This window comes from Ignavibacteriota bacterium, from assembly GCA_016707525.1.
Taxonomy (GTDB): domain Bacteria; phylum Bacteroidota; class Ignavibacteria; order UBA10030; family UBA6906; genus JAGDMK01.
The window spans coordinates 397,646-413,073 of record JADJHP010000003.1 but is presented as its reverse complement, the minus strand read 5'-3'; the positions used below and the strand labels follow the sequence as shown (position 1 = coordinate 413,073).

Genomic DNA, 15,428 nt, shown 5'->3' with positions numbered 1-15,428 from the left:
CATTCTCTTCGTGGCAGGACTTCTGGTCCTGCACACTGCGGTTGCGCAGAAGCGCACTCCTGTTCGCCCCGGTGCGGTCCGGGGTGTGGAATATGCGATCGATTCCATTCTCGCCGGACTCACCCTGCAGGAGAAGATCGGCCAGCTGGTGCAGTATAGTGGCGGCTGGAGCACAGGACCCAAGGGTGAGCAGATCATCAACCAGGAACAGCGCTCTCTCATCAGGTCCGGCGGCACCGGATCCCTCCTGAATGTCACAGGGGCAGCAGCTACACGGGAACTGCAGCGCATTGCTGTCGAAGAATCGCGTGCCCGCATCCCGTTGATCTTCGGGCTCGATGTGATCCACGGATTCAAGACGACCTTCCCGATCCCGCTCGCCGAGGCGGCGTCATGGGACCCGGCGGCTGTGGAGTTGTCGGCCCGCATCAGCGCTACCGAAGCGGCATCGGCAGGCATCCATTGGACCTTCGCGCCGATGGTCGATATCGCGCGCGATCCGCGGTGGGGACGGATCGCCGAAGGGTCGGGAGAAGATACCTATCTCGGCTCGGTCATGGCCGCCGCGCGCGTCAGGGGGTTTCAAGGTACGCGGCTCGATGACCCCATGTCACTTGTCGCCTGCGTGAAGCATTATGCGGCCTATGGCGCCGCGGAAGGCGGGCGCGACTACAATACGGTGGATATGTCCGAACAGACCCTCCGCGATGTCTACCTTCCGCCGTTCAAGGCGGCATTGGATGCCGGTGCGGGGACCTTCATGGCTTCGTTCAACGAGATCAACGGTGTTGCCAGCTCGGGGAGCCGCTTCCTCATGACGAAGGTCCTTCGCGAGGAATGGAAGTTTGACGGCTTCGTGGTGAGCGATTGGGGCTCGATCGGGGAACTCATCCCGCACGGCTTCGCGGCCGATCCGGGGCAGGCGGCTGAGCGCGCCATCAATGCGGGCGTCGATATGGACATGGAGGCGCGCGCCTACCGCGACAGCCTCGCTTCACTCGTGAAGCAGAAGCGCGTGTCTGTTGCCACGATCGATGAATCGGTCCGCCGCGTCCTCCGTATCAAGTTCCGCCTCGGGCTGTTTTCGGACCCGTACCGCGGAACCTCGGTGGAACGGGAGAACGGGATGCTGCGCCATCCGTCACATATTGCGGCCGCGCGGACCATTGCCCGGAGTTCGATCGTCCTGTTGAAGAACGAGAACAGCCTCCTCCCGTTGTCGCTGAAGGCAGGCGCGATCGCGGTGATCGGACCGCTTGCACAGAACAAGCGTGACCCCGTCGGTACATGGCCCGGTCCCACGGACACGAATAATGTCGTGACGGTACTGGAGGGTATTCAGGAGGCGGCTGCGGGTTCTCTGATCATGTATGCCCGTGGATGTGGCATCGATGATGCCGATACCACGGGATTCGCGGCAGCCGTGAACGTCGCACGCAAAGCGGATGTGGTGGTGATGGTGATGGGTGAGTCCAATGAGATGAGCGGCGAAGCATGCTGCCGCTCTTTCATTGGGCTCCCCGGTAACCAGCTTGACCTGGTGAAAGCGGTGCAGGCGACCGGGACGCCGATCGTGCTGGTACTCATGAATGGCCGCCCGCTCGCCATCAGCTGGGAGGCGGCCAATCTCCCCGCGATCGTGGAATCCTGGCACCTCGGACACGAGACAGGTCATGCCATCGCCGATGTGCTCTTCGGTACCTATGCCCCCACGGGACGCCTCCCGGTAACCTTCCCACGCGTCACCGGCCAGGTTCCCCTCTACTATAACCATAAGAATACCGGACGGCCATTCAACGACACGTCCCACTATACATCCCGGTACCTTGACATTCCGTCGACTCCATTGTATCCTTTCGGGTACGGTTTGACCTACACCACGTTCGGATATTCCGATCTGGTGATCGACGCTGCGACACTCCATCCGGCGGATTCGTTGCGTGTGCGTGTGACCGTCAGGAATACCGGCACGCGTGATGGTGATGAGGTGGTCCAGGTATACGTCCGTGATGATGTGGGCACTCTGACCCGCCCGGTCCGCGAATTGAAGGCGTTCAAACGTGTCCACCTCGCTGCAGGTGCATCCGCTACGGTGGCCCTGGCGATCCCGGTGTCGGATCTCGCGTACACAGGCGCGGATATGAAGAGGCGTGTCGAACCCGGCACCTTCACGGTGTTCGTTGGCTCGAACGCCGCTGCAGACCTTGCCGCACATTGTGAAGTGGTGGCGAAATGAAGATGTCAGGTCGCAGCATCCTCCGGTGATATCCGGACGGCTGCGCGCGGTCAATCCTCGTCGCGGGACTCGCGTTCGATCAATCGCGTGATCGCCTTCTCCCATTTGATGCGCAGCGGGTGCGTGGGAGGAATACATGCGGCGGCTTCATTTCCCACGGTCTTCGTGCGTATCAACGGCGTGAGCAGGACGTCATAGAGCGCACCCCGCCTCACCAGCTTCAGCACGATTCGGCCTTCGGGTGCGGCATTCCCTTCGGATGTATCCGCCGCGGACAACTCATTCCTCTTCAGGGTTCTCCAACCCGATTCCAATGTGAACCCTGCCGGGTCCACATGTTCTACCTGATACCCGTCGACAGTGATCGCCAGACTGAGGGTCCGGAAGGCCTCTTCTACAGAGGGAGCCTGCGCACGGTATTTGATACCCTGGAATGGGGCCGCGCAACCCGCGACCGAGCCCAAAAGCCCGATGAAAAGGCCAAATATGGTCATATTGCGTGAGTGTGCTTTCACCTTATTGTCCTCTTTTCCCCAACCTATGAATCCTTCCTTGCAGAAGCAATACGGCTTTGCACCCGTTGCAGCGTCACGGTGTTCGGATCCACTTCCTGAGGCGCCCAGCAAGGTCGGGGGTGTCGCTCGCGCCTCCTTGCCCCGGGCTCATTGGAGGTGGAGGATGCTAACAATTTGGTAACACTGAGGTAACATTCAGATAACAGTCGTTTCCTACTTTTGTGCATAATTTACTGTTCTACATACCGGGGCGGAGTGCCCCTTGCACAAAGGACCATGCGGATGAACCATCGGGTGATGATCGGGCTCTGCTCACTCGTTCTTGCGGTTTCCACGCTTCCGGCGTTTGCCCAGGAAACCTCCAAAAATGAGGATGTGGAAGAGGTGCGGGTGGCGCTGGAGAACATGTCGGAGACGTTCACGGAGTACAAAGGATACATTGACGCGCTCCGGAAGATCAAGATCACAGGATACATGCAGACCCAGTTCCGCACCACGGACATGATCAATGCGCCGTGGACCGTTGGCAATTTCTCCGGTGGGGCATTCCCGGCGAACGCCAAGAACCTGTTCCAGGTGCGCCGCGGAAGATTGAAGTTCACCTACGACAACGTGCTGACGCAATTCGTCATCCAGGCAGACTTCATCAATACCGGGGTCACCCTGAAGGACGCCTACATCTCCGTGACCGAGCCCTGGATCCGGAGTTTCGGTGTCCAGGCGGGTGTCTTCGACAGGCCCTTTGGATACGAGATCTCGCTCTCGTCGAGCAACCGGGAGACCCCTGAACGGTCGCGCCTGTTCCAGACCCTCTTCCCCGGAGAACGCGATCTCGGCGCTAAGGTCTTCTACGCTCCGCAGATCGGTCCGCTGACCGGATTCCGTGCCGAGGTCGGGCTCTTCAACGGGGTCGGGCCCAATGCGAATGAGGTCGACAACTTCAAGGATCTCGTCGGACATCTCAGCTATCAGATCCCCTTCGAAGAGCAGAACGCCGAGCTTGACCTCGGGCTCTCGGGGTATTTCGGGAATGTGCGGTCTGCCTCGAAATTCGTGTACGGCATCGCCGATGCCGCCAATGGGGCAAAGCGGTTCGTGGTGGACAGCACGGCGTCCAATCTCAGCAGCGGGGTTGCCCGCACGTATATCGGCGCTGATGCACAATTGTATCTGAACGTGTTCGCGTTCGGGGGAACGATCCTGCGCGGGGAGGTCGTGATGGGGAAACAGCCCGGGACCCTTTCCAGCAATGCCAGCCTGCAGGCCGCGATCTCCGGGGATGTTGCGAAGCGCTCCTTCACAGGATACTATGTCTACCTCGTCCAGAACTTTGGTTCTCAGGACCAGATCGTCGTAAAATACGATGCCCTGAATCCGAACACGGAGGTCAGCACCACGGACTTCCGTACCGGAACGAATCTGACGGTCGCGGACATTCCGTTCCGGACCCTCGGCCTTGGCTATATCCACTATCTTGATGACAACGTCAAGGTGGTGCTCTACTACGAGTTCATTGCGAACGCACACCTCGACGCGGCTTCGCTCGCCACATCATCGTCGCTCTTTCCGTATACGAACGATGTACGCGACAATGTCCTCACGGTTCGCATGCAATACAAATTCTGACGATACCACTTCCATCAAAGGGATGCATATGAAGAAGACGATCTTCGGGCTCGCAGTGGCTCTGGCTCTGAGTGCCGCCGCCACTCCGGCTCAAGAGGTGATCACGGTCAAGGGTTCCGATACCATGGTGATCCTCGCCCAGCGCTGGGCGGAACGCTACATGAGCAAGCATAGCCATGTCACGATCCAGGTGACCGGCGGTGGTTCCGGCACAGGGATCTCGGCCCTGATCAACGGGACCACGGATATCTGCAATGCCTCGCGGCCGATGAAGCCCAGCGAACGCGACAAGCTGAAGGTCCGGTTCGGATCTCTCGGTGTGGAGATCAAGGCGGCGAAGGACGGACTCTCCGTCTACGTGAACGAATCGAACCCGATCGCCGAGCTGAGCATTTCCCAGCTCAAGGCCATCTACACGGGGCAGATCACGAACTGGAAAGCGGTGGGTGGGAGGGACGAGCGGATCATCGTGTATGGCCGCGAGAACAACTCCGGGACGTACGTGTACTTCAAGGACAATGTGCTTGATGGGGATGACTACGCTCCGGCGATGCAGAGCATGCCCGGGACGGCCGCCGTCGTGAACGCGGTGGCGAAGGACCGCAATGGGATCGGCTACGGTGGCGCGGCCTACGGAAAAGGGATCCGCGAGATCCGGGTCCGGAAGGATGAGAGTGGTCCCGGGTATGCGCCAACGGCCGAGAATATCAAGTCCGGCATCTATCCGATCACTCGGTTCCTCTATATGTATGTGAAGAACCGGCCCACGGGGGCGATGAAGGAGTACATCGACTGGATCCTGAGCGACGAAGGACAGTCCGTGGTGAACGATGTCGGCTATTTCCCCATCCGCTAGGAAACATCGTGACTCTCCCGGCTCAGCCCTCAGGATCGGCAATGAACGAAGCAGCACACCACAGGACTCTGACACGAACGGATCTGCGCAAGCGGATCCGCCCGTCGGAGTTCATCGCAGAGAAGTCCATCACGGCGGTGGCGTTGCTGTCCCTCGCATCGATCATCATGATCTTCATCTTCGCGTTCCGCGAGGCCGCCCCGATCTTCTTCCAGAAGCAAGCAGTGCCGTCGGCTGCCGCGCAGGCCCCGATGGAGGAACAGGAAACATACGGTGAGGAGATGGTTGCACAGATTCCGGGGGACGCCGTAGGGGGAAAGGGGGGAGTCGAGACGGGCAGCGGCGAGGGCGAGAACGTGACCATGGAGAACCTCCTGGGCACCATGTGGCAGCCGGTGTCTTCCGTCCCCAAATTCGGACTCTTGCCGCTCGTCGTCGGGTCATTCAAGGTCACGCTTCTGGCGATCCTGCTCGCCGCCCCCATCGGTATTCTGGCGGCGCTCTTCACGTCGTCGTTCGCCCCGCGCTGGTCGAAGGAGATCCTGAAGCCGGCGATCGAGATCCTGGCCGGCTTCCCCTCGGTGGTGATCGGGTTCTTCGGACTCGTCACGATGGCGACCTTCCTGCAGAGTACCTTCGGCTATACTTACCGGCTGAACGCCTTCGTGGGCGGGGTGGCAATGTCGCTGGCTGTCATCCCCATCATTTATACGGTCACCGAGGACGCATTGAACGCGGTCCCGAAGTACCTCACCGAGGCGAGCCTGGCTCTTGGCGCGACGAAATGGGAGACGGCATTGTTCGTGACGCTCCCCGCGGCGACGCCGGGGGTGTTCGCGGCGGTGGTCCTGGGCTTCGGACGCGCATTCGGAGAGACGATGATCGTGCTCATGGTCACCGGCAACGCAGCCCTTCTCACCCCGGGAGTGTTCGAGCCCGTCCGCACCATGTCGGCCACGATCGGTTCGGAGATGGCCGAGGTGGTGTTCGGCGAGACGCATTACACCGTGCTCTTCCTGATCGGCGCGATCCTCTTCGTCTTCACCTTCTCCCTCAACGCCTTCGCGGAGATCTTCGTCCGCCAGCGATTGTTGCGCAGATTCAGGGGGGCATGAGATGCGCGCCAGCAGAAAGATCATGGGTGCGGGGATCGTCACCGTCAGTGCCGTTGCGGCCCTGGGCATTGTGGCGGTCGTGGTGGTGGTCATGGGTACCATCATCATCGGCGGCTGGAGCACGATGTCCTGGGAATTCCTGACGGCGGCACCATCGGAAGGAATGACGGAGGGCGGGATCTTCCCGGCGATCGTCGGGACGATGCTCCTGGTGCTCATGATGTCCATTGCGGGCGTCCCGGTCGGCACGATCACGGCGATCTATCTGTGCGAGTATGCCGGCACACGTTCACTCCTTGTCCGCGGGATCCGGTTCGCCGTCAATATGCTGGCAGGTGTTCCGGCGATCGTGTTCGGCTTGTTCGGCCTGGGGTTCTTCATCCAGTTCGTCGGCGGGGGATGGATGCGATGCTGACGGGAGGACGCAGCTCCGGTGGGCCCAGCCGAACATCCTCTGGGCAAGCCTGACGATGGCCCTGCTGACCCTCCCGGTGGTGATCATCTCCGTGGAGGAGGCGATCAAGACCGTGCCACAGGATCTCCGCGCTGCGAGTCTTGCGCTCGGCGCAACGAAATGGCAGACGATCCGGCGTGTGGTGATCCCGAATTCGTTGACCGGCATCATGACCGGGGGGATCCTCGCGGTAAGCCGGGGGGCGGGGGAGGTCGCTCCCATTCTCTTCACAGGTGCGGCGTACTTCCTGCCTCATCTTCCGGGAAGTGTCTCCGACCAGTTCATGGAGCTGGGGTACCACATTTATATCATGTCCACGCAATCCACGAACGTTGACGCAACCCGCGGGATCCAGTACGCCACGACGCTGGTGCTGCTGCTCCTGACGTTCATCCTGAATTTCTCAGCAATCTTCCTGCGGTCCCGCGTGCGGGCCCGACAACAACGCGCATGAACTCCGACACCACACCGCTGCAGCCCAAGATCAGTGCGTCATCCGTCAGCGTCCTGTATGGACAGAAGGCAGCGCTCAGGAACATCTCGATCGATATTCCCGCGCACCAGGTGACCGCCTTCATCGGCCCGTCGGGGTGCGGGAAGTCCACATTCCTCCGGACATTCAACAGGATGAATGACCTCATCGACGATGCCAGCATCGAAGGGAGCGTCTCCATTGACGGCGTGGATATCTACGACCGGGGGATCGATGTGGTGGAGCTCCGGAAGCGTGTCGGCATGATCTTTCAGCGTTCGAACCCGTTCCCGAAGTCGATCTACGACAATATCGCGTACGGTCCGCGCATCAATGGCATCCGCGACCGCGCGAGACTGGATGGGATCGTTGAAACGGCACTGCGGCGCTCTGCCATCTGGGATGAAGTGAAGGACGACCTGCAGAAGAGCGCTCTGGCGCTGTCAGGCGGGCAGCAGCAGCGCCTGTGCATCGCGCGCGCCCTTGCCGTCGACCCGGCAGTGCTGCTCATGGATGAGCCTGCCAGCGCACTCGATCCCATCGCGACCGCGAAGATCGAAGAGTTGATCTATGAACTCAAAGAGCGCTACACGATCGTCATTGTGACACACAATATGCAGCAGGCGGCGCGGGTGAGCGACCGCACGGCCTTTTTCTACCTCGGCGAACTCGTGGAATACGACGAGACAAGGAAGATCTTCACTTCACCGTCGAAGCGGCAGACGGAAGAATACATCACGGGACGATTCGGATAGGACATGGAACGACATTTCGAGCAGGACCTCACGGAGCTCCGTGCGGACATCGTACGGATGGGACATCTGGTGGATGAGCAACTCGCCGCGGCCTGCCGTGCGCTCTTTTCGGGAGATGGTGTCCTGGCGGAGCGTGTGATCGGACGGGACACGGAGGTGGATCACTATGATACCCTCATCGAGGAGCGCTGTCAGAAGTACTTCGCGCTCACCGCGCCCGTGGCGGCGGACCTGCGGTTGCTGATGTCCGCGCTCATGATCGATGCGCAGCTCGAGCGGATGGGGGATATCGCGGTGAACATCGCGGAGCGTGTCGCCCCACTTGCCGCCCACCGCGACCTCCTGGCCACGACGCGCATCGAGGAGATGACCTCTGCGGCGCTGACGATGGTGCGGGAGAGTCTGGATAGTTTTATCCGTGGGGATGCCGTTCTCGCCAAGCGCGTGGTCGAAGCTGATGTCGTGGTGGACGAGATCGATCGGGAGATCATGGGGCGGGTGGTCGCATTGATGCAGAAAGACCAGGCACTCGTTGTGCCGGGAGTGCATATTCTCCTCCTGTCGCGGCACATCGAGCGGCTGGCGGACCATGCAACGAATGTGGCGGAAGATGTGGTCTTTCTGGTCGAGGCGCGGATCGTGAAGCATTCATGGCGCGGCGGCGACCCCGTATTATAGAAGGCGGGCAGCCCGGTTGCCGCCATTGATCGGATCCGATGGTGGGTGGGGTGGAGCATGCACCGCCCCTACAAAATCACGCGCCTCCCGGTTTCCCTCACGCAGACCCTCAGATCCCACCGAAGGCCCCTAAGAACCGCTCTTGTTTGTTGTAGGGGCGGGGTATCCTGCGCCCTGACACGAATTTTCCCGCCATTTCCGGCATTTTTGGCGGTTAAGAAACATTCTAGTTGCTACAATGCAACATTGTAGCTACATTTACGTCTACATAATGACTGTAAGTCATAAACTGGAATTTCGGTAAATTATGGGCATTTTCGAGCGAAAAGAGCGGGAGAAGGAGCGGCGCAAGGAAGAGATCGTGGATGCCGCCCGAAGAGTCTTTTTTGACAAGGGGTTGGTGGTGGCGACGATGGATGAGATCGCCGAAGCGGCGGAACTCAGCAAGGCCACGCTGTACCTCCATTTCCCAAGCAAAGAAGACCTCTACCTCGCCGTGGCCATGGGCGGCTTACGCTCCCTGCACGGAAGGTTCCAGGAGATCATCGAACAGGAGCCTTCCGTCGTCCGTGCATTACACAGGATGAAGGACGCGTACATGGAGTTCTTCCGCACCCAGCGGCAGTACGTCCAGATGTTCAGCTTCCTGCAGATGTCCCAGTTCCACAAGCAGGTGTCCGACCAGATGCGCTCCAATTGCGACGCGGAGAACGACAAGCACTGGGAAGCCATCATCAATCTGCTCCGTCGTGGGGTGGAGCAGAAGATCATCCGGGATGACATCGATCCGACGGAGATGGCGATCGTGCTCTGGTCCAATGCCTCGTCGTTGATGTTGCGGGCGGACAACGAGCACGACATGTGGAAGCGGCGCCGGAACATCGACCTGCGCAAGACCATGGAAACGTCGTTCCGTATGACCATCGATGCACTTCTTACCCCTGCGGCGCGGCTGGAATATCAGGCCATGCTGCTTGCTGAACGAGCAATTGTACATTCATCATGAGGGATACATGAAACGCCGATTCCTTCTGCTGGTCCTGGGCCTTGTGCTGGCGACAGCGGCCCTTGCCCAGCAGAAACTGACTTTGACGATCGACCAGGCCATCCAGACCGGCCTGCAGAACAGCAAGATGCTGCACACCGCACGCTTCAAGCAGGATGCTGCCGATGCACGCGCGAGCGAAATGCAGGCAGCCGCATTGCCGGCGTTGAAATTCAACGCCGCCTATACACGGCTCAGTGATGTCCCGTCGCAGGGATTCGTGATGCCGGCGAATACCTTCGGCCCGGGGTTCCCTCCCGCGCCGGTGAACGTCGTGCTGTCGCCTACCATCCTGGACAACTACACGCTCCGTGCGACGGTGCAGCAGCCGATCTGGACAGGTGGGAAGATCTCCGGTGCCATCGAAGCGGCGCAGGAAGCGGCGGTCGCATCCGGATTCGACGTGAAGAAGGACCGCGCCGACCTGATCTTCAACATCACTGCCGCGTACTGGAACCTGTTCCGTGCACGCGAAGCAAAGGCCTTCGTCGATACGAACGTGGCACAGGTGAAGGCTCATCTGACGGATGCGGAGAATCTGCAGCGGCAGGGGATGATCACCACCAACGACCTGATGAAGGTCCAGGTGCAGCTCTCCGATGCCCAGGTCCGCGCCATCGACGCCGACAATATGGTGCGCATGGCGCTCTACGGGTTGAACAACACGCTCGGCCTGCCCCTGCAAACGGAGATCACGCTGGCCTCCACGATGCAGCGCCACGACCGGACCTACGCATCGATCGATACGCTGGTGGAACGCGCCATGAACAACCGGCCGGAACTGGCCGCCATGCAGGCCCGTGTCCGCGCCAGCGAAGCCGGCGTTACCGCTGCCCGGGGTGGGTGGTGGCCACAGCTCGCGCTGGTCGGCAACTACAACTATCTGAATCCCAACCAGCGCTACTTCCCGCTCAAGAAGGAGTTCAAGGATAGCTGGGATGTTTCCGTGTCTCTCTCCTTCGACATCTGGAACTGGCTGCAGACCGCGAACCAGTCGGCGCAGGCGACCGCCCAGCTCTCCCAGGCCCGTGAAGGGCTGGCGATGATGGGCGACGGGGTGATGCTGGAGGTGACGCAGAACTATCTGGGCATCCAGAAAGCCCGTGAGCGGGCCACCGTGTCCGAGAAGGGCGTGGCGCAGGCCGAGGAGAATTACCGCATCACGAAAGGGAAGTTCGTACAGGGGATGGCCGCGAATTCTGAACTGCTCGACGCCGAGGTGGCGCTCCTGCAGTCGCGCCTGAACCTCGTGCAATCCAAGGTTGACTACGAACTCGCTGTCGCCGGGCTGACCCGCGCGATCGGTGAATAATTCAGACTCTCAGCGAACAGGAAGACATCAATGCGAACCAGATCGAAGATCATGCTTTTCGGCGGACTCCTCCTGGCCGTGCTTGTGGTCCTGATGTTCAGGAACCGGGCAGCCATGAATGCCCCCACATCCACCAGCGCGGTCATCACCACGCACTCCGTTGCGGTGGCCCGGGCGGTCCGCCAGTCCATCGATGAGAGCTTCTCGGTGGTCGGGACAACCTATGCCTTCAACGACGTCACCATTCTCTCCGAAACATCGGGTCGCGTGGTGAAGGTGCTCGCCGAGGTGGGCGACCACAAGCAGGCAGGTGCGGTGCTGGTTGAAGTGGACAGCGAACTGAAGGTCGCCGCGTTCAAGGCGGCGGAAGTGGCGTACGAAAAGGCAAAGAAGGACCTTGCCCGCTATGAGGCCCTGTACAAGGAAGGGTCCATCCCCGATGCGCAGATCGAACAGGCACGGTGGACGTTCCAGACGGCGGAGGCCGGGTTCATCGTGGCCCGCAGGCAGCTCTCCGACACACGCATCACCACTCCGATCGCCGGCGTCGTCACCGCTCGCTTTGTGAACCTCGGCACGATGGTGATGGGCGCCCCCCAGGCGACACAGATCGCGAATGTCGTCGACCTCTCCCGGCTCAAGGTGAAGGTCAATGTCGCCGAGAAGGATGTCTTCAAACTGCATACAGGCGACGCGGTGGACGTCCTGACCGATGTGTTTCCCGGGATGGTCTTTGCCGGGTCGGTATTCACGGTCTCCTCGAAGGGCGACGATGCGCATACGTACGGGGTGGAGGTTCTCGTGAAAGATCCCGCCCAGAAGCTGAAGGCGGGGATGTTCGCGCGTGTGACCTTCCGTCCGAAGTCCACCGGTTCGTCCGTGCAGATCCCGCGCCGTGCGATTGTGGGGAGCATCCAGGATCCGAAAGTGTATATCGTCAAGAACGGCACCGCACTCCTGCGCCCGGTGGTCGTGACCCGCGAGGCGGGCATGATGGTCGCTCTCTCGGAGGGTGTGATGGAAGGCGATTCGGTGGTCGTGGATGGCCAGAACAATCTGAATGACAACGTCGCCGTTGTCGTCCGTCAGCAGTAACGGCAAGGACCTGAAAACATGACGATCACAGAACTTTCTATCAAACGGCCGACGCTCGTGGTGGTGGTGTTTAGCGTCCTCGCGGTGCTCGGCCTTTTCAGTTACGTGCAGCTGAACTACGAACTGCTGCCGAAGATGTCGATCCCCGTGGTGACCATCACCACGGTCTATCCCGGCGCCTCGCCGTACGAGGTCGAGAACAATGTCAGCAAGATCATTGAAGACGCCGTATCGGGCATCGACAAGATCGATAACGTCCGGTCGAGTTCGTTCGAGGGGATGTCCCTCGTCATCATCGAATTCAAGCAGGATGCGATCATCGACTTCGTCGTCCAGGACGCTGCGCGCAAGGTGAATGCGGTCCTCTCGAGGCTGCCGACCGATGCAAAGCAGCCGACGGTCTCGAAGATCTCGTTCGACGAGATCCCGGTCCTCCGCATGGGGATCACGAGCAACATGGATTCCCGGGAGTTCTATCAGTTCGTGAAGGACCGGATCCAACCGCGGCTTTCCCAGGTGGCGGGTGTCGCCCAGGTGTCGCTCTCGGGCGGGGACGAGCGCGAGATCAAGGTGAACCTGAATGCCTCCAAACTGCGGTCCTATGGGCTCTCCGTGATGCAGGTTCTCGGTGCGGTGCGCAGTGCCAACATGGATTTCCCGACCGGCAAGTTCAAAGACACGGATGCGGAATTCGTCGTCCGTATCGCCGGCAAATTCAAGTCCATCAATGAGCTCCAGGAACTGGTCGTCGGGCGCTCGAAACAGGGCGGCGATATCCGCCTCGGCGATGTGGCGGAAGTCCAGGATGGCCTGAAGGACTACTCCCTGATCAACCGGGTGAACGGCATCACGGCCATTGGCATCCAGGCCGTGAAACAGTCCGACGGCAACGCCGTTGAGGTCAGCAAACTCCTTCACAAGGAGCTGGAGAAGATCCAGAAGGAGTATGCCGCGCAGGGGATCGTCTTCACCATCGCCCAGGATAGCTCGACCTTTACGCTTGAAGCTGCGAATGCGGTGAAAGAGGACCTTGCCCTTGCCGTGGTGATGGTGGCCATCGTCATGCTGCTGTTTCTCCACAGTGTCCGGAACTCGGTCATCGTGCTCGTTGCCATCCCGGCATCGTTGATCACGACCTTCGGGTTCATGTATGCCATGGGTTTCTCGCTGAACCTCATGACCCTGCTGGGCATGTCACTGGTGATCGGTATCCTTGTGGACGACTCCATTGTGGTGCTGGAAAATATCTACCATCACCTGGAAAAGGGGGAGGAGCCCCGTTCGGCGGCGCTCACCGGACGGAATGAGATCGGCTTCGCGGCACTTTCCATCACCATGGTGGATGTGGTCGTGTTTCTGCCGCTGTCCCTGGTGAGCGGTGTGGTGGGCCAGATCATGCGGCAATATGCCCTGGTCGTTGTGGGTGCTACGCTGACCAGCTTGTTCGTGTCGTTCACGATCACCCCGTTGCTTGCATCGCGCTTCGCGAGGCAGGAGCGCCTCACGGAACGGACGCTGCTCGGACGGTTCGCGCTGGCGTTCGAGAAGTTCTATCACGGGTTCACGGCATTCTATCAGCTCATCATCGCATGGTCGCTCCATCACAAGGGAAAGGTCTTCATCGCGACCACGGTGCTGTTCTTCCTGGCGATGCTCCTCGTGCCGTTCGGCTTCATCGGGAACGAGTTCATGCCGGTCGCCGACCGTGGCGAGTTCAGCGTCTCTGTGGAAATGCCCCCGGGAACGAGCATCGAAGACAACAATCAGACCACGTTGCGCATCGAGAAGATCCTGGCGGGGATGCCCGAAGTGGAAAAAGTGTTCACGGGCGTCGGCTCCCAGGAGTCCGGTTCGCTCACGTTCTCGAGCAATAACCTGACCCAATTGAACGTTGCCCTCGTGCCGAAGAACCGGCGGAAGCGCTCCACCACCGAGGTCGGTGAGGAGATCAAGCGCCAGCTCTTTGAGATCCCCGGGGTGAAGGCGTACGTCCTGCCGATCGGTATGTTCGGCTCTGCCAACCAGTCGGCGCTCCAGATCGGGATCTATGGGACCGACAACGCGTCGATCAGCCGCGCGGCCATCCAGGTGTCCGATGTGCTCAAAAGCGTGTCGGGTACCACCGACGTGCGTTTGTCGTCGGAGACGTCCAAGCCGGAGATGCGGGTGGAGATCGACCGTGCGAAGATGTCCCAGTTGGGCCTGAGCATCGCGGATGTGGGATCGACCCTGCGTGTGGCGCTCACCGGCGACGACGAGTCCAAGTATCGCGACGGGACCACGGAGTATGACATCCGGATCCAGTTCGACGAATTCAACAGGACGCGGACCGACGACATCGGCAGCATCGCGTTCATGAATGCGCGCGGGCAGCAGGTGGAGCTGAAGCAGTTCGCGACCGTGTCCCAGGGGGCGGGCCCGACGAAGCTCGAGCGTCGCGACCGTATCGGGGTCATCTATGTGAGCGGTGAAACGCTTGGCCGTGCCACGGGTACGATCATGGAGGACTTCAAAACGAAGATCGCCTCGGTGAAGTTGCCCGAAGGGATCTCCCTGACGTACCTGGGCATGGAAAAGATGCGTGCGGAAGGATTCACGAGCCTGTTCCTTGCCATGTTCGTGGGTATTCTGTTCATCTATCTGATCATGGTGGCGCTCTACGACTCGTATGTGTATCCGTTCGTCGTGCTCTTCTCGTTGCCGCTGGCCATGGTGGGTGCCATGGTGGCATTGGCGGTGACGGGCAAAGCGCTTAGTATCTTCACCATGCTCGGTATCATCATGCTCATGGGCCTTGTAGCCAAGAATGCCATCCTGCTCGTCGACCGTACGAATTCGACACGAGAGGATCAGGGGCTGTCGGTGTACGATGCGCTCCTGGAAGCAGCCCGCGCCCGCATGCGGCCGATCCTCATGACGACACTGACCATGATCTTCGGTATGCTGCCGATCGCACTGTCCAGGTCATCCGGGTCGGAGTGGAAGTCCGGCCTTGCATGGGCACTGATCGGTGGGTTGACGAGTTCGTTGTTCCTGACGCTGATCGTTGTGCCGGTGGTGTATCTGAAGGTGGAAGAGTTGAGAAAGAGCATCCCCGCGTTCTTTGCGAAGCCTTCCGGACTGTTCTCGCGCTTCCGCAAGAAGACGGCCACCGACGGCGAACTCGCCTCGTAACAGTGTTCTGGCACTCCGGTGGGATCCCCGATCCCACCGGAGTGCATGGGTGTGCTCCCTCCTCCTTCATCTTTTTCTTCTTCTTCCGTGCTTCA

General features: G+C 60.2%; 11 protein-coding genes and 1 pseudogene. 11 read left to right on the top strand and 1 reads right to left on the bottom strand.

What is annotated here, in order from left to right; translation table 11 throughout:
• Nucleotide 1 precedes the first annotated feature (1 nt).
• Nucleotides 2-2,236 (top strand): beta-glucosidase BglX, encoded by a 2,235-nt coding sequence (gene bglX, locus IPI01_07780; protein MBK7257688.1) that lies wholly within the window; start codon nucleotides 2-4, stop codon nucleotides 2,234-2,236.
• Between the two features lie 50 nt (nucleotides 2,237-2,286).
• Here bglX and IPI01_07775 read toward each other — a convergent pair whose 3' ends face one another.
• Complete coding sequence (locus IPI01_07775) at nucleotides 2,287-2,751, bottom strand: hypothetical protein (GenBank protein MBK7257687.1); 465 nt, start codon at nucleotides 2,749-2,751, stop codon at nucleotides 2,287-2,289.
• A 282-nt stretch (nucleotides 2,752-3,033) separates the two neighbouring features.
• On the opposite strand from IPI01_07775, the gene IPI01_07770 reads away from it, so the two are divergent.
• From IPI01_07770 to IPI01_07725, 10 genes and pseudogenes are all read left to right on the top strand, one after another.
• Complete coding sequence (locus IPI01_07770) at nucleotides 3,034-4,377, top strand: hypothetical protein (protein MBK7257686.1); 1,344 nt, start codon at nucleotides 3,034-3,036, stop codon at nucleotides 4,375-4,377.
• A gap of 28 nt (nucleotides 4,378-4,405) precedes the next feature.
• Nucleotides 4,406-5,233 (top strand): phosphate ABC transporter substrate-binding protein, encoded by an 828-nt coding sequence (locus IPI01_07765; protein MBK7257685.1) that lies wholly within the window; start codon nucleotides 4,406-4,408, stop codon nucleotides 5,231-5,233.
• 41 nt (nucleotides 5,234-5,274) lie between these two features.
• Complete coding sequence (gene pstC, locus IPI01_07760; protein MBK7257684.1) at nucleotides 5,275-6,348, top strand: phosphate ABC transporter permease subunit PstC; 1,074 nt, start codon at nucleotides 5,275-5,277, stop codon at nucleotides 6,346-6,348.
• A 1-nt stretch (nucleotide 6,349) separates the two neighbouring features.
• Nucleotides 6,350-7,256, top strand: a pseudogene (gene pstA / locus IPI01_07755) (phosphate ABC transporter permease PstA).
• Nucleotides 7,253-8,029, top strand: coding sequence for a phosphate ABC transporter ATP-binding protein (locus IPI01_07750; GenBank protein MBK7257683.1), 777 nt, complete (start codon nucleotides 7,253-7,255; stop codon nucleotides 8,027-8,029). Before pstA ends, IPI01_07750 begins: the two are co-directional and overlap by 4 nt.
• A gap of 3 nt (nucleotides 8,030-8,032) precedes the next feature.
• Entirely contained in the window at nucleotides 8,033-8,707 is a 675-nt protein-coding gene (gene phoU / locus IPI01_07745; GenBank protein ID MBK7257682.1) for a phosphate signaling complex protein PhoU, read from the top strand.
• Nucleotides 8,708-9,014: 307 nt separating this feature from the next.
• Entirely contained in the window at nucleotides 9,015-9,713 is a 699-nt protein-coding gene (locus IPI01_07740; GenBank protein MBK7257681.1) for a helix-turn-helix transcriptional regulator, read from the top strand.
• Nucleotides 9,714-9,720: 7 nt separating this feature from the next.
• Entirely contained in the window at nucleotides 9,721-11,064 is a 1,344-nt protein-coding gene (locus tag IPI01_07735) for a TolC family protein (protein ID MBK7257680.1), read from the top strand.
• Nucleotides 11,065-11,094: 30 nt separating this feature from the next.
• The gene (locus IPI01_07730) at nucleotides 11,095-12,159 is read left to right on the top strand and encodes an efflux RND transporter periplasmic adaptor subunit (GenBank protein MBK7257679.1); all 1,065 of its coding nucleotides are present in this window, start codon (nucleotides 11,095-11,097) and stop codon (nucleotides 12,157-12,159) included.
• 18 nt (nucleotides 12,160-12,177) lie between these two features.
• Complete coding sequence (locus tag IPI01_07725) at nucleotides 12,178-15,333, top strand: efflux RND transporter permease subunit (GenBank protein ID MBK7257678.1); 3,156 nt, start codon at nucleotides 12,178-12,180, stop codon at nucleotides 15,331-15,333.
• Nucleotides 15,334-15,428: the final 95 nt, after the last annotated feature.